Source organism: Klebsiella sp. PK01, assembly GCF_057624675.1.
Map to the genome: position 1 here is coordinate 40,168 of NZ_JBYEZM010000008.1, position 15,338 is coordinate 55,505.

Annotated in this window: 14 protein-coding genes; 2 read left to right on the forward strand and 12 right to left on the reverse strand. The window is 58.2% G+C overall.

Annotated elements, in window-relative coordinates; all coding sequences use genetic code 11:
* Positions 1 to 6: 6 nt before the first annotated feature.
* Positions 7 to 1,299, reverse strand: coding sequence for a DUF445 domain-containing protein (locus AC22LX_RS21340; protein WP_163310999.1), 1,293 nt, complete (start codon positions 1,297 to 1,299; stop codon positions 7 to 9).
* A gap of 205 nt (positions 1,300 to 1,504) precedes the next feature.
* On the opposite strand from AC22LX_RS21340, the gene AC22LX_RS21345 reads away from it, so the two are divergent.
* Together AC22LX_RS21345 and AC22LX_RS21350 are read left to right on the forward strand one after the other, a co-directional pair.
* Positions 1,505 to 2,443, forward strand: coding sequence for an Rpn family recombination-promoting nuclease/putative transposase (locus tag AC22LX_RS21345; RefSeq protein ID WP_049059835.1), 939 nt, complete (start codon positions 1,505 to 1,507; stop codon positions 2,441 to 2,443).
* A gap of 166 nt (positions 2,444 to 2,609) precedes the next feature.
* Complete coding sequence (locus AC22LX_RS21350; protein ID WP_049059834.1) at positions 2,610 to 3,980, forward strand: NAD-dependent succinate-semialdehyde dehydrogenase; 1,371 nt, start codon at positions 2,610 to 2,612, stop codon at positions 3,978 to 3,980.
* A 57-nt stretch (positions 3,981 to 4,037) separates the two neighbouring features.
* Here the strand turns inward: AC22LX_RS21350 and yjiA are convergent, their stop codons facing one another.
* The 11 genes from yjiA to hpaD all read right to left on the reverse strand — a co-directional run bounded on the left by yjiA (position 4,038) and on the right by hpaD (position 15,337).
* Entirely contained in the window at positions 4,038 to 4,994 is a 957-nt protein-coding gene (gene yjiA / locus AC22LX_RS21355) for a GTPase (RefSeq protein WP_049059833.1), read from the reverse strand.
* 11 nt (positions 4,995 to 5,005) lie between these two features.
* Positions 5,006 to 5,209 (reverse strand): YbdD/YjiX family protein, encoded by a 204-nt coding sequence (locus AC22LX_RS21360; RefSeq protein ID WP_002887451.1) that lies wholly within the window; start codon positions 5,207 to 5,209, stop codon positions 5,006 to 5,008.
* A gap of 109 nt (positions 5,210 to 5,318) precedes the next feature.
* Positions 5,319 to 7,469, reverse strand: a complete 2,151-nt coding sequence (locus tag AC22LX_RS21365; protein ID WP_045395482.1) for a carbon starvation CstA family protein — start codon at positions 7,467 to 7,469, stop codon at positions 5,319 to 5,321.
* A 300-nt stretch (positions 7,470 to 7,769) separates the two neighbouring features.
* Entirely contained in the window at positions 7,770 to 8,282 is a 513-nt protein-coding gene (locus AC22LX_RS21370; protein ID WP_002887467.1) for a 4-hydroxyphenylacetate 3-monooxygenase reductase subunit, read from the reverse strand.
* Between the two features lie 19 nt (positions 8,283 to 8,301).
* Positions 8,302 to 9,864 carry a 4-hydroxyphenylacetate 3-monooxygenase, oxygenase component gene (gene hpaB / locus AC22LX_RS21375; protein WP_002887473.1) on the reverse strand — a complete coding sequence of 521 codons (1,563 nt, stop codon included), beginning with the start codon at positions 9,862 to 9,864 and terminating at the stop codon, positions 8,302 to 8,304.
* A 225-nt stretch (positions 9,865 to 10,089) separates the two neighbouring features.
* Positions 10,090 to 10,980 (reverse strand): 4-hydroxyphenylacetate catabolism regulatory protein HpaA, encoded by an 891-nt coding sequence (gene hpaA, locus AC22LX_RS21380; RefSeq protein ID WP_004182836.1) that lies wholly within the window; start codon positions 10,978 to 10,980, stop codon positions 10,090 to 10,092.
* Positions 10,981 to 10,989: 9 nt separating this feature from the next.
* Positions 10,990 to 12,348 carry a 4-hydroxyphenylacetate permease gene (gene hpaX / locus AC22LX_RS21385; RefSeq protein WP_045395483.1) on the reverse strand — a complete coding sequence of 453 codons (1,359 nt, stop codon included), beginning with the start codon at positions 12,346 to 12,348 and terminating at the stop codon, positions 10,990 to 10,992.
* 21 nt (positions 12,349 to 12,369) lie between these two features.
* A complete protein-coding gene (gene hpaI, locus AC22LX_RS21390; protein WP_045395484.1) occupies positions 12,370 to 13,167 on the reverse strand; it encodes a 4-hydroxy-2-oxoheptanedioate aldolase in 798 nt (265 codons plus the stop codon).
* A gap of 10 nt (positions 13,168 to 13,177) precedes the next feature.
* Positions 13,178 to 13,981, reverse strand: coding sequence for a 2-oxo-hept-4-ene-1,7-dioate hydratase (gene hpaH / locus AC22LX_RS21395; RefSeq protein WP_487334201.1), 804 nt, complete (start codon positions 13,979 to 13,981; stop codon positions 13,178 to 13,180).
* Positions 13,982 to 14,089: 108 nt separating this feature from the next.
* Positions 14,090 to 14,470, reverse strand: coding sequence for a 5-carboxymethyl-2-hydroxymuconate Delta-isomerase (locus tag AC22LX_RS21400; protein ID WP_015368431.1), 381 nt, complete (start codon positions 14,468 to 14,470; stop codon positions 14,090 to 14,092).
* 9 nt (positions 14,471 to 14,479) lie between these two features.
* Positions 14,480 to 15,337 (reverse strand): 3,4-dihydroxyphenylacetate 2,3-dioxygenase, encoded by an 858-nt coding sequence (hpaD, locus tag AC22LX_RS21405; RefSeq protein WP_009485358.1) that lies wholly within the window; start codon positions 15,335 to 15,337, stop codon positions 14,480 to 14,482.
* Position 15,338: the final 1 nt, after the last annotated feature.

Genomic DNA, 15,338 nt, shown 5'->3' on the forward strand with positions numbered 1-15,338 from the left:
CCATTGTCAGCCGATATGCAGATGCAGCAGCGCCGGAATTTGCGATAACAGCCACAGGCCGAGGCCGATAGTGCCGCCGACCAGCGTGCCGTTGATGCGAATAAACTGCAGATCCTTGCCGATGTTGAGCTCGATCTGTCGCGACATATCGCGCGCGTTCCAGCTTTTGACCGTATCGCTGATATGGCGAGTGAGGAAAGCGGAGAATTCCGGTGCCACCCGATGCGCCGCCTGCTCCAGATGCTCATTCAGCGATTCACGCAGCGCGTCGTCGCGCACCAGCGTTTCGCCGAACCACTGACCGGCCTCGGCGATCCGCTGCTTGATGCGCGAATCGTCACTGCTGATATCGTTTTTCACCCAGCCGCGCAGATCCGCCCACACCTCGCCGAGATAGCGATTAAAGGTCTCATCGTTTTTCAGATACGCTTTGATGTTATCGGCTTTTTGCGCCATTTGCGGGTCGGATTTCAGATTGTCGATAAGCTTCTGCGCCGCGCGGTCGAAGGCCTGACGAATCTGGTGCGTGCGGTCCTGAGTGACCTCATCGAGCAGCGTATTCACCGCGTCAGTCACCATTTCGGCGCTGTGCTCGCCAAGCCACTCGGTGGGTAACAGTTTGGCCTTCAGCGGATGTTCGGTCTCCAGCCAGTGCACGATACCGCGGGCGATAAAGGCGCGGGAGCTGTCGCGCTGTAGCAGGGCGATCAGCTGGCTTATTAGTGAATCCAACAGCTTTTGATGACGGTTATCGCGGGTTAGCCCCTCCAGCATCATGGCGCTGGTCTGCGTCAGGTCGACCTTATCGATAGCCTTGTGCACCGCGCGCCGCAGCAGACGCTGAATACGGGTGTCATCGGTGAGCTCGAGAAAACCGCTCATCACCTGTAGCAGATGTTGGCCGACACGGCGGGCGTTTTCAGGCTGGCTGAACCAGTTGCCGAGCATCAGGGCCGGTTCATAGCGGCGGATCAGCGCCACCAGTGAGGGAGTATCAAGAAACTTTTCCTGCACGAAATGGCCAAGATTATCGGCGATCCGGTCTTTATTACGCGGGATGATCGCCGTATGGCGGGCGACAAACGGCAGCGGAATGCGGCGAAACAGGGCCACCACCGCAAACCAGTCGGCCAGCGCCCCGACCATCGCCGCTTCGGAAATAGCCTTTAGCGCGCTGACCCACGGCGTCGGCGGTAGCAGCAGCGTAGTGATAAACAGCACCGCCGCAATGAGCAGCAGCGACAGCGCCAGCAGTTTGGCGCGTTTTAATTCAGCGAGTTTTTCCATAGGTTTAAGCATATAACCTGACGGCGAGGTCATGCAAAAATTGGCAGCACTTCCTGTGCCTGCGGGTCAATTTGCGAGTGGGCTGCCAATATTGGATAACGATTGCAGCACGCAGAAATTAGCTTTCGGCACGGCTCGTGAAAACGCTTTTTGCCAGGTGTCTGAGGAAAACCAGCAGCGTGAAGTCGCAGCAGAATTGGCTGGCAGGGGCGAACACATGGAAAAGTCCACAACGTCTACGCCGCATGATGCGGTTTTCAAAAAATTTCTCACGCACACTGATACCGCGCGTGATTTTTTGTCGATCCACCTACCGCCCTTGCTGCGTCAGATTTGCGATCTCAATTCGCTACAGCTGGAATCAGGTAGTTTTATCGAAGAGAATCTGCGAGCCTGGTATTCGGATGTGCTGTGGTCGGTAAAAACGACTTCTGGCGAGGGCTACATCTACGTGGTTATCGAGCATCAGAGTTCACCCGATGCGCAGATGGCGTTTCGCCTGATGCGCTATGCTATTGCCGCTATGCAACGTCATCTCGACGGTGGCCATAATACCTTGCCGCTGGTGGTGCCGATGCTGTTCTACCATGGCTGCGTGTCTCCGTATCCCGGGTCGCTTAACTGGCTCGATAGGTTTGCTGACCCGCTGCTGGCGAGGGCGCTTTATTCGTCACCCTTTCCGCTGGTAGATATCACCGTTATCCCGGACGATGAAATTGTGGGACATCGACGCGTGGCGCTATTAGAACTTATGCAAAAACATATTCGTCAGCGTGATTTAATGGGCATCGTCGAGCAGCTAACGTCAATTTTACTTAGCGGTTACGCTAATGACAGGCAGTTAAAAACGCTATTTAATTATTTGCTGCAAACTGGCAACGTGCGCCGCTTCGGCCGGTTTATTCGCGAAGTCGCGCATCGGGTTCCTCAGCATAGGGAGAGATTGATGACCATCGCCGAAAGATTACAGGAAGTTGGCCGCAGAAAAGGCAAACGTGAAGGGCGGCTTGAAGGATGGCAAGAAGGTAGACAAGAAGGGCAGCACGCCGAAGCGCAGCGAATTGCGAGGATGATGCTTGCCGACGGTATTGCACCTGAAACCGTACTGAAGATCACCGGTCTGGCCGCCGAAGAAATAGCCACGTTATCACATTAATGATGCCGTTATGCCGGGGCGCTCCAGGGACGTCCCTGCTATCCACCCTCATGGAATATTCCGGATATACCTAACTTTACCCGCATCGTCAGCTATCTCGACTACCCTTAATATCCTTAGCGGCATTTTTGACTGCGTTAATAGCGATAACAAGGAGACATGCGATATGGCTTATCAGACAGTGAATCCTGCGAATAACCAGCTAATTAAGAGCTATCCCGCACACAGCGATGCGGACGTGGAGGCGGCGCTAAAACAGGCCGATGCGCTTTATCATTCTGCGTGGGCGAAAGGCGATATTGCGCAGCGTCTGCCGGTGCTGCATAAGCTTGCCGATCTTATCGACAGCCGGGCGGAGGAGCTGGCGAAAATCGCCAGCCAGGAGATGGGCAAGCTCATTAAGCAAAGCCGCGGCGAGGTCAAACTCTGCGCGCAGATCGCCCGCTATTACGCCGACAACGCCGAACGGTTCCTGGCGCCGGTGAAGTATCCCTCCGAGTCTGGCGAAGCCTGGGTTGAGCATCATCCCATCGGCGTCTTAATGGCGGTGGAGCCGTGGAACTTCCCCTATTACCAGTTAATGCGCGTGCTGGCGCCAAATCTGGCGGCCGGTAATCCGGTTATTGCTAAACATGCCAGCATCGTTCCGCACTGCGCCGAGACCTTCGCGCAGCTGGTGCGCGAGGCTGGCGCGCCGGAAGGGGCGTGGACCAATCTATTTATCTCCCAGGATCAGGTGGCGAAAATCATCGCCGACGATCGTGTGCAGGGCGTGGCGCTGACCGGTTCGGAAAAAGCGGGCGGCATCGTGGCGGCGCAGGCGGCGAAACATATCAAGAAAGCGACGCTGGAGCTGGGCGGTAACGATGTGTTTGTAGTGCTCGACGATGCCGACCTGGAACGCGCGGTGAAAATTGGCGTACAGGCGCGGCTGAACAACGCCGGGCAGGTTTGCACCGCCGCCAAGCGCTTTATTTTGCATGAAAAGATCGCCGAGTCGTTCTTGACCAAATTTAGCGATGCCTTCCGCCAGGTGAAGATCGGCGATCCGCTGGATGAAAGCACTACGCTTGGCCCACTTTCCTCGAAAGATGCGCTGGAAACCTTAAGCAAGCAGGTCGACGAGGCGGTGAAGCATGGCGCCAAATTACACCTTGGCGGCAAGCCGGTTTCAGGCGAAGGCAACTTCTATGAACCCACCATTCTGACGGGAATTACCCGTGATAACCCGGCGTACTTCGAGGAGTTCTTTGGCCCGGTGGCGCAGATTTACGTGGTGAAAGACGATGATGAGGCGATTGCGCTCGCCAACGACTCTCACTACGGCCTGGGCGGCGCGGTGTTCAGTCAGAATATTGAGCGGGCGAAGCGCATGGCTTCGGGGATTGAAACCGGCATGGTCTATATCAACTGGTTAACGGATACCGCGCCGGAGCTGCCTTTTGGCGGCGTGAAGCGTTCCGGCTTTGGCCGCGAGCTCTCCGACCTCGGTATCAAAGAGTTTGTGAATCAGAAGCTGGTGGTCGTTCGCCGCTAAACCACCCAGCGCGCAATATCCCTCTCCCATCGGGAGAGGGTAACCTTTTTGCCGCGGCTATTTGCGTAGCCCGGCAAACGCGGCGCGGATTTCCTCTTCCGGCAGCTGAATGCCGATAAACACTAGCGTGCTGTGCGGCGTTTCATCGCCCCACGGGCGATCCCAGTCGGCGCTGTAGAGGCGCTGCACGCCCTGGAACAGCAGGCGATTTGGCTCGCCATCGATCCACAGCATGCCTTTATAGCGCATCAGTTGCTCGGCGAAGGAGAGCAGCAGGTTTTCCATCACCCGTGACACTTCGCTGATATCCACCGGATAGTCGAGCTCGACCACAATCGACGAGACGTCGTTCTGTTTTTCCGCCACGAAGTGAAAGCGCGGTGTGGTGCTGACAACCTTCTCTTCCAGCATAAAACCGCTGGTATTAAAGAGCAGGCTTAAATCGATATCGCCGTGGATGACGGTATAAATTGGCGCCCGCGCGTTGATGCGCGCCAGCCGTTCGCGCAGCTTTTCTGTGTCGCCGGCGACATCGGTTTTGGTTAACAGAATCCGGTCCGCGTAGCCGACCTGCGACTGGGCAATGGTGAACTGATCCATCTGCTGGTCGGCATGGACGGCGTCGACCAGGGCGATCACGCCGTCCAGCAGATAGCGTTCGCAAAGCACCTCGTGGGAGAAAAAGGTCTGGATAATCGGCCCCGGGTCGGCCATGCCGGTGCACTCAATCACCAGTCGGTCGAAGGCAATCTCGCCGCGATCGCGGCTGTCGAGCAGATCGAGCAGGGCATCCTCCAGTTCGTTGGAGCGCGTACAGCAAATACAGCCGTTGGTCAGGGTTTTAATCTGCGTGGCGCGATCGCCGATCAGCTGGTCGTCAACGGACACTTCGCCAAATTCATTTTCAATCACGGCGATTTTGAAACCGTGCTGCTCATTAAGGATGTGGCGCAGCAGGGTGGTTTTTCCCGCGCCGAGAAAACCGGTGAGTAGGGTGACTGCAATCGGTGCCATTATTGCCTCCATTAACAGCAGCGTACGCCGCCTTTGCCGTCGCCGCCGTAGCGGGCCTGCTGGCGTTCGCGGAAGAATTCTTCATAAGTCATGTACGGCTGATCCGGATGGTTGGTTTGCATATGGGTGACGTAGTTGTCGTAATCCGGAATGCCGATCAGCATTTTTGCCGCCTGACCGAGATATTTTTTTGCCTGACCTAAGTTACCAAACATTGTGAGTTCCAGATAACGAATAAAGCCGGATGGCGGCTAGCGCCATATCCGGCCTACGTTAATGCGCTTTTGGTAGGCCGGATAAGCGTAGCGCTATCCGGCATCAGGGTTAATGATGTGACGAGGTTTTCACGCCGCCTTCTGGTACCGGCACGTACGGAGTCTCTTTGTCGGTACGCACCTTATTGTTGCGGACATTGAGCCAGGTTTTGATGCCGTAGAAGATGATGCTATACACCACCACCAGGAACAGGATGCTCAGGCCGGCGTTGGTGTAGTTGTTAACCACGATATGGTTCATGTTGGCGACCTGCTGCGCGGTCAGCTCGCCGCCGGCGGCAATCTTCTCTTTATACTGCTGAGCCATAAAGAAGAAGCCTTCCATCTGCGGGTTGGTGCTGAACAGTTTCAGACCCAGCGCCCAGGTGGTGCACAGCAGCAGCCACGCAGCCGGAATAACGGTAACCCAGATATATTTGGTGCGCTGCATTTTGATCAGCACCACCGTGCCGAGCACCAGCGCCACCGCGGCCAGCATCTGGTTAGAAATACCGAACAGCGGCCACAGGCTCTTCACGCCGCCCAGCGGGTCGACCACGCCTTGATACAGCAGGTAACCCCACAGGCCGACGCAGCCGGCGGTACCGATAATACCGGCGACCAGCGAGTCGGTTTTTTTCAGGAACGGCACGAAGTTACCCAACAGATCCTGCAGCATAAAGCGGCCTGCGCGGGTACCGGCATCCAGCGCGGTGAGGATAAACAGCGCTTCAAACAGGATACCGAAGTGGTACCAGAAGCCCATATCCGCCATCGGGATGATTTTGTGGAACACGTGAGCGATACCGACGGCCAGCGTCGGCGCGCCGCCGGCGCGGTTCAGTACTGAAGGTTCGCCGATATCTTTCGCCGTCTGCAGGATCTGCTCAGGTGAAATTACGAAGCCCCAGGAGCTGACGGTAGCCGCCGCGTGGACGGTCACTTCTTTCAGCTGTGCGGCGATCATCGCCGCGTTTTCACCGCCCATTTCGTGCAGGTTCGGCATGACGATGCCAAGGCCTGCCGGCGGGGTATTCATCGCGAAGTAGAGACCCGGTTCGATAATTGATGCCGCGACCAGCGCCATGATGGCGACGAACGACTCCATCAGCATCGCGCCGTAGCCGATAAAGCGGGCGTCGGTTTCGTTGGCCAGCAGCTTCGGCGTGGTACCGGAGGCGATCAGCGCGTGGAAGCCGGAGACCGCGCCGCAGGCGATGGTGATAAACAGGAACGGGAACAGCGCGCCTTTCCACAGCGGGCCGGTACCATCAATGTACTGGGTCACTGCCGGCATTTTCAGGTCCGGGTTGAGGATAACGATCCCCAACGCCAGGCCGACGATCACGCCGATTTTCAGGAAAGTGGCCAGATAGTCACGCGGCGCCAGAATCAGCCATACCGGCAGCAGCGCGGAGATAAACGCGTAGCCAATCAGGGTAAAGGTGATGGTGGTGTCTTTAAAGGTCAGCGCCGGGCCCCAGTACGGGTCGTGGGCAATGATGCCGCCAAACCAGATAGACGCCACCAGCAGCACGATACCGATAACCGAGACTTCACCGACGCGGCCAGGGCGCAGGAAGCGCATATAAATACCCATAAACAGCGCGATAGGCACCGTCGAGCAGACGGTAAAGACGCCCCACGGGCTCTCCGCCAGCGCTTTCACCACGATGAGCGCCAGCACCGCGAGGATGATGATCATAATCAGGAAGCAGCCGAACAGGGCGATAGACCCCGGTACCGGCCCCATCTCCTGTTTAATCATCTCGCCCAGCGAGGCGCCGTTGCGCCGCGAGGAGATAAACAGCACCATGAAGTCCTGTACCGCGCCCGCCAGCACCACGCCGGCCAGTAGCCACAGGGTGCCCGGCAGATAGCCCATCTGCGCGGCCAGTACCGGGCCGACCAGCGGGCCGGCGCCGGCAATAGCGGCGAAGTGGTGGCCGAACAGCACGTAGCGGTTGGTCGGCACGTAGTTCAGACCATCGTTATTAATGACCGCCGGCGTCGCGCGCGTTGGGTCAAGCTTCATCACCTTCTGCGCGATATACAGGCTGTAATAACGGTAGGCGACGAGGTACACGGAAACCGACGCGACGACGATCCACAGAGCACTGACGTGCTCACCGCGGCGCAACGCGACGACTGAGAGGCAAAATGCCCCGATGATTCCAAGAATCACCCAGGGTATGTGCTTGAGTAGTTTTTTGGTATCCATAGTAAAACCTGGCGTTAATTAGATTAATAATTGGCCGAAGCCGTCTGGTTTTGTGTTTGGGTTGGTGGAGGTATTGATTAGCTAGGCTAGCGTCGATCTTGCCAGAACTGCGCGCGCGTAAAGTTGGGTAAATGAGTGAGTGGTTGTATGGGGGGTTAAGCGGTCGCTAGCTGGGGTAAGCGGTTGGCTATGAAGTGAACAGGAGATAAATATGTGATTGAGATCACAGGGTATTATGACCGGGAAGATGGTCATGAAAGATAAGGCTCCTCCCCGGGCGGAGAGGAGCAGACGAGGCCATTACACCGCGACTTCCATTTCCATCATCACCGGATGGAAACGGCGTTTAAAGTAAATCAGGCCGTGCCCTTGCGGGCTCAGGGTAATATTGCGGATCTCCACCAGATACACCAGGTGGGTACCAATGGTTTGCACCTGGCTTATCTCGCCTTCGAGGCTGGCCAGCGAGCCTTTCAGCACCGGCTGCCCGAGCGCGCCCTGCTGCCAGCCGCTGAGGGCAAACCGTTCTTCCATCGTCACCCCGGTCATCCCGGCGAAGTGACGGGCCATGATTTCCTGCTCGTGGTTCAGCACGTTGATGCACAACTTGCCGTTGCCCTGAAAGACCGGGTTCATCGCGCTGTTGGCGTTGATACAAACCATTACCGATGGCGGCGTATCCGTCACCGAGCAAACCGCCGTGGCGGTAATGCCGCAGCGGCCTGCTTCGCCTGCGGTGGTGACAACGTTAACCGCCGCCGACAGGCTGGCCATGGCATCGCGAAAACGCAGGCGTTGTTCATCTAATTGCATTATGACCTCCCGCTGTGAATTACTTCAGCAGCTTATCCAACATGTTGATATCAGCGTTATTGTGCAGATGCGGCACCGTCCAGCCGTTCTGGTCGTACTCGGACAGGCAGCGGTCAACCATCGCCATCATTTTGTCCATATTGCCGGAGCTCTGCGCCTGGCGCAGACACTGCAGGCGAATTTCATCCTGGCTACCGGAGTAGTTGATTTCATACAGTTCATGACGGCCACCGAATTCGCTGCCGATCGCGTCCCACATTAGTTTGAGGATCTTGATACGTTCAACGTGATCCATACCGTTGGAGCCGCGCACGTACTTCGCCAGATACTGGTCGATCTGCGGGTTGTTCAGATCGCGGGCGCTGGACGGCAGATAAATTAGGCCGCTGGTGACGTTACGCTCGATGATGTTCTTGATCTTGGCGTAGGCCATCGGCGCCATCACGCGGTAGGTCTGCAGCGCGGCGTGATCCGGCAGCCATGCGCCGTTGACCCACGGCGTCGCTTCCGAGCACATAGAATCGCTTAACGCCCAGAACATGTTGCGCCACGCCACCACTTCGCCAAGGTCGGCCTGCACGCCGCGGAATTCGAGGGTGCCGGTACATTCCAGAGAACGCTTCAGCAGGGCGGTGATAAAGTCCAGTTTTACCGCCAGGCGCACGCAGGCCTGCAGCGGGTACATGCGGGCGAAACCGCCTTCCATGGTCCAGCGGCGGCAGCGGTCAAAGTCGCGATAAATCAGTACGTTCTCCCATGGGATCAGCACTTTATCCATTACCAGAATCGCGTCGTTCTCGTCGAAACGGCTGGAAAGCGGATAGTCGTACGGCGAGCCGGTCGCGCCGGCGACCATTTCATAGGAGGCGCGGGAGATAAGCTTGACGCCTTCGGCATCCATCGGCGCGACGAACATCAGCGCGAAGTCCGGGTTCTCGCCCATCACCTGTGCGGAGCCGAAGCCGATCATGTTGTAGTGGGTCAGCGCCGAGTTGGTGGCGACCACTTTCGCGCCGCTGACGATGATCCCGGCATCGGTCTCTTTTTCCAGCTTGATGTAGACGTCCTTCACTTCATCAGCCGGCTTGTGGCGGTCGATCGGCGGGTTGACGATAGCGTGGTTAAAGTACAGGCCGGTTTCCTGAATGCGGGTGTACCAGTTGCGGGCGTTCTGCTCGAACTGGCCGTAAAACGCCGGGTTGGCGCCCAGCGCGCAGCCGAAGGCGGCTTTGTAGTCCGGGGTGCGGCCCATCCAGCCGTAGCTTAAGCGCGACCACTCGGCGATGGCGTCGCGCTGCTGGCGCAGATCGTCGGCGCTTTTCGCCACGCGGAAGAATTTATGGGTGTAGCCGCCGCTACCGGTATCGGTGCCCCAGCACAGGGAATCCTGCATCTCCGGTTTGTGCAGCGCATCGTACAGCTGAGCGACAGAAGCCGCGGCATTACGGAAGGCTGGATGCGTGGTGACATCCTTCACGCGCTCGCCGTAGATATAAATTTCGCGGCCATCCTGCAGGCTTTTTAAATACTCTTCGCCAGTTAACGGGCGTTTCGCGTCGGCGCGGAAATCTTCAGGTTTCATAGGGGCCTCTTCAGTATTTATCGGAATAATGATGTTAAATATATGTTTTGTTTTTGTTGTTTAATTGAAGCGGTTATTGCGCTTGTCGTGAAGGGACGTTTGCGACAACGGCGGGTACTTTTCAGGCGGGAGTGAATTTTGTGATCTCTGCAGCTTTTGGCGGGCGGCGCGGCGCTGACCCGCCCTATGGACCGTAGCCCCGGCAAGCGCGGCGCCGCCGGGGTATTACGACACCGGTACTTTTTGCGCCCGGTAACTGCTTGGCGAGCAGCCGACCTGGCGGCTAAAAAAGCGCGCAAAATAGGCGGGATCTTTAAACCCCAGTTGCCAGGCTATCTCATTGACCGCGCTATCGGAAAACAGCAGCAGCCGCTTCGCCTCGCGTAGCTGGCGGTCGAATATCAATCGCTTCGGCGGGCGGTTGGCGAAGCGGCGGCAGATATCGGTCAACCGCGATTCGGTCAGATGCAGCTCGTTGGCGTAATCCGGTACCGTCCAGTGTTGATGAAAGTGGCTGTCGATCATCTGGTTAAAGCGCTGGAATAATTTCAGCTCGCCGCGCATCCCGCTGGCGGCATGATCGTCGAGCCTGGCGTTGCGCAGCAGCAGGGTAAATACCGCCTGCGCCAGCAGCGCCAGGGTATGCTCGCGCCCCGGCAGCTGAGCGGTGGATTCGCGGCGAATCAGCTGCCAGTAGTGCGCCAGCGCCGCCAGCTCGTCGGGTTTATCCGCCAGCGACAGGCAGATCCCCGGCAGGCCGAAGGTCTCCCGCGTGCCGGGATAAAGCACCTCCAGCAGCGGCCAGATGAGTTCTTCGTGCACCGTCAACACGTGACCATCGCTATCGGACTCGGTAATAAAGGCGTGCGGCACCGAAGGCGGCGTTATCACAAACAGCGGCGCCTGCACCGAGTAGCGATGGTCATCAAGCTGCAGCTCAATCTGCCCGGTATCAAGAAAGTGCATCTGAAAATAGCGGTCGTGGCGATGCGCCTGCATGTCGCGGCCAAAAAAGGCCGCCATACGGGCAAACGACTGATAGTGCACCTCTTCGGTACCCAGGCTCTCGTCGTAATCTTTATTGATATCGATGTTGGCGATTGAATGCTGACACATACCCGCTCCTTAGTGGCCTTTTTGCGCCGCTAAGCCCGGCGCGGCGGCGGCATCATCGCGCTGGCTCATCGGAATGCGGGTGAGCACCAGCGCGCCGACGATTAGCAGCCCGGCGACAAACCACAGCCCGGAACTAAAGCTGCCGGTGGTATCGCGCAATATGCCGATCAACAGCGGGCTGACGGCAGAGCCGACGTTGCCGATGGCGTTGATCACCGCCAGCGCCACCGCGCGCGACTGCAGGCTGATCACCCGATCCGGGGTGGTCCAGAAAATGGCCATCGCGGTAAAGGATCCCACCGAGGCCATAACAATACCGATCAGTTGGATCAGGCTGTGGTGGGTTGCCGAAGCCAGCAGCCAACCCGCCGCGGCGAACAGGTAGGGCAGGATGGTATGCATCTTGCGCTCTTTGCGCCGGTCGGAGCGGCGACTCCACCAGATCATGCCGAAAATGGTGCAGAACTGCGGGATCGCCGCCAGCAGGCCAATCATGATGTTGCTGCTGCCGGTGTTAAAGCTCTGCAGGATCTGCGGCGTCCAGATATTAATGGCGCTGAGGGTATTGGTCAGGCAGAAGTAGGCGAGGGTATACATCAGCACCGCCGGCGTCAGTACTTCGCGCAGCGTGGAGCGCGGCGAGGCTGGGACGATCGCCGCATGTTCCCGTTCGCGATCGATCATCGCCTTCAGCGCCTGTTTCTCTTCGTTGTCCAGCCAGTTGGCTTTATCCGGCGTGTCGTTGAGGAAGAACCAGGTGACGACGCCGAGTACCACCGACGGCAGGCCTTCCAGCAGAAACAGCCACTGCCAGCCTTTCAGGTTCCACAGGCCGTCGAGCGCCAGAATATAGCCGGAAAGTATCGAGCCGAGCATCATGGTCACCGGCATGGCGATCATAAACAGGGCGTTGGCGCGGGCGCGATGGTAGGCCGGAAACCACCAGGTCAGATAGACGAGGATCCCCGGCAGAAAGCCGGCCTCGGCGATGCCGACCAGCATGCGCAGGATGTATAGCGTATGTGGATTGGTGGCGAACATGGTACAGGTCGAGGCGATCCCCCAGACCACCATGATCCCGGCAATCCAGCGGCGCGCGCCGACTTTCGCCAGCATGATATTGCTGGGGATCCCGCACAGCACGTAGGTGACGTAGAACAGCGTCGCCGCCAGGCCGAACATGGTGGAGGTCAGGCCGAGATCTTTGCCCATCGTCAGGCCGGCGAAACCGATATTAATTCGATCCAAAAATGAGAAAACAAAGAGAACAAACAGGAAGGTGATCAGGCGGCGGAACAGCTTTTTGATCACCCGGTTTTCTACTTCAACGGCTTTATTATCATTGTGTTGCAGGGTAGAGGTAGTCATGTTGCGCTCCACATTATCCGTTCAATAGACGGATTTATTGTTATCGGTTGTGGTCGTTGCGGTGTGGGTAAAACGGGCCGCCAGCGCTTCTGCGCCGCGGGCCAGCAGAGTGGTATCGACGCCGACGGCGACGAACAGCGCGCCCAGTTCGAGATAGCGTTTCGCCAGCTGTTCATTGGCCATCAGGATCCCCGGCGCCTTGCCGGCCTGACGGATTTGCTGGATGGCATCTTCGATGGCGGCCTGCACTTCCGGGTGCTGCGGATTGCCGCCGTGGCCCATATCGGCGCTGAGATCCGCCGGACCGATAAACACGCCGTCCACCCCGTCGACATCGAGGATCTGCGGCAGATTTTTCAGCGCTTCGCGGGTCTCAATCTGTACCAGTACGCACATGGCGTCGTTGGCCCGGTGGATATAGTCCGGGACGCGATTCCAGCGCGAGGCGCGGGCCAGCGCGCTACCGACGCCGCGGATGCCGGCTGGCGGGTAGCGGGTGGATCTGACCGCCAGCCGCGCTTCTTCGGCATTCTGCACCATCGGCACCAGCAGGGTCTGTGCGCCGACATCCAGCAGTTGTTTAATTTGTACCGGATCGTTCCACGACGGTCGCACCACCGGCTGGCTGGGGTAGGGCGCAATGGCCTGAAGCTGGGCCAGCACCGTTTGTACATTGTTGGGCGCGTGTTCGCCGTCGATCAGCAGCCAGTCGAAGCCCGCGCCGGCCAGCAGTTCGGCGCTGTAGCTGCTGCACAGCCCGAGCCACAGGCCGATTTGCGGACGCCCGGCCTTGAGCGCCTCTTTAAATGCGTTGTTCATGTTGCTCTCCTCAAACAAAGCGGCAGCTGATGGCGCCCATGTTGCCGTAGTCGACGTGGAAGGTATCGCCCTTGCGCGCCGGGACCGGGCGGGTGAACGAGCCGCCGAGGATAATCTGCCCGGCTTCGAGCTGGACATCGTACGGCGCCAGCTTGTTGGCCAGCCAGGCCACGCCGTTGGCCGGATGATTAAGCACGCCCGCGGCGACGCCGGTCTCTTCAATCACGCCGTTGCGATACAGCAGGGCGGAGATCCAGCGCAGGTCGAGCTCGTCCGGTTTAATCGGCCGGCCGCCGAGGATCACCCCGGCGTTGGCGGCGTTGTCGGAGATGGTGTCGAACACTTTGCGCGGGCGCTGGGTTTCCGGGTCGATGTTGTGGCAACGCGCGTCGATAAGCTCAAGCGCCGGGATAACGTAGTCGGTGGCGTTGTAGACATCAAACAGCGTGCAGTTCGGGCCGCGCAGCGGTTTGGCCAGCACGAAAGCCAGCTCGACTTCGATACGCGGCACGATAAAGCGGTCGGTGGGAATCTCGCTGCCGTCGTGGAAGAACATATCATCGAGCAGCCCGCCGTAGTCCGGCTCGCTGATCTGCGAACTGGCCTGCATCGCTTTAGAGGTCAGGCCGATCTTATGGCCTTTGAGCACGCGGCCTTCGGCGATCTTCATTTCGACCCACTCGCGCTGGACGGCGTAGGCGTCCTCAATGGTGATCGACGGATAATCCAGCGAGATCGCGCGGATCTGTTCACGCTGTTTTTCGGCCTGGTTCAGCCGCTGGGCAATCAGGGTTCGGGTCTGTTTATCGAGCATAGTGATTCCTGTGGCATTGTATTGCCGGATGGCGCTTCGCTTATCCGGCCTACAAATTCATGGCCGTTGTAGGCCCGGTAAGCGCAGCGCCACCGGGCAATTTGCACATTATTTAAATAACGCGTGCACGTTGTTCTGTTTGTAGTTCAGCGTCGGGTCGAGCTCTTCCATGGCGAACGACAGCGCCAGATAACGGCTCTCCATCAGCGCGGCAAAGTGGGCCTTGATCAGCGCGAACAGCATTTCGCCCACCTCCTGACGGCTCTCCAGGCTACGGCCGGCGCCGATCTTCAGGGTCATATGCACGAAGGCGTAATCATGCTTGCCGTCGGCCATCTGCCAGGTATCCAGCCAGTGGGCGCGGCTGCGAATACCGCCAATCGGAAAGATGCCGGTGGCGGCCAGCGCCTCGTTGACTTTGGCGAACAGCCCCGGTAAATCGGCCTGTTCGCGGATATTGTCGCTACACTCGGCGATAAAATGCGGCATGGGGCCTCCTTACGCCTGCGCCGGCAGCGGGAACACGGCGTTAACCTGGCCGGTACCGGAGCTGGCGAATAGCTCGGTGATAAACTCCACCTTGCCGTCGTATTTATCCCAACCCAGCAGGCCGAGCAGCATCACCGTGTCGTGCATGTTGCCTTCGCCGTAGCAGTAGTCGGCGTACTCCGGCAGCATGGTGCAGAACTCTTTGAATTTGCCTTCGCGCCACAGCTTCACCACGCGCTCATCCATCTGATGGTCAAACTCGCGGGTATAGCTGTTCATGCCCTCTTCGGCGCGCTGGTCGTCGATAAAGCGATGCGACAGCGAACCGCTGGCCAGCACCGCCACGGTGCCATCGTATTTGTCGATGGCCTTGAGGATGGCCTCGCCCAGCTTGCGGCTGTCGGCAAAATCGTGAACGGTACAGAAGGCGGAAATGGACACCACTTTGAAATGCTTATCGCTATTCATGTAGCGCATCGGCACCAGGGTGCCGTATTCCAGCTTCAGGCTCGGAATATTGTGCGCTTTGGCGCGTACGCCAAGCTTGACGGCCTCGTCGGCAATCAGGTGACCCAGTTCCGGGTTGCCGTCGTAGTCGTAGGTCATGTCGCGAATAAAATGCGGCAGTTCGTTACTGGTGTAGACGCCCTGGAAATGGTCGGCACAGTTGATGTGGTAGGCGCTGTTGACCAGCCAGTGGGTGTCGAACACGATAATGGTATCGACGCCCATTTCACGGCAGCGCTTGCCAATTTCTTTATGTCCGTCGATCGCGCCCTGACGGCAGCCGTGGTTTTTCCCCGGCAGCTCAGACAGATACATCGACGGCACGTGAGTGATTTTTGCTGCTAACGCTAACTTACCCATA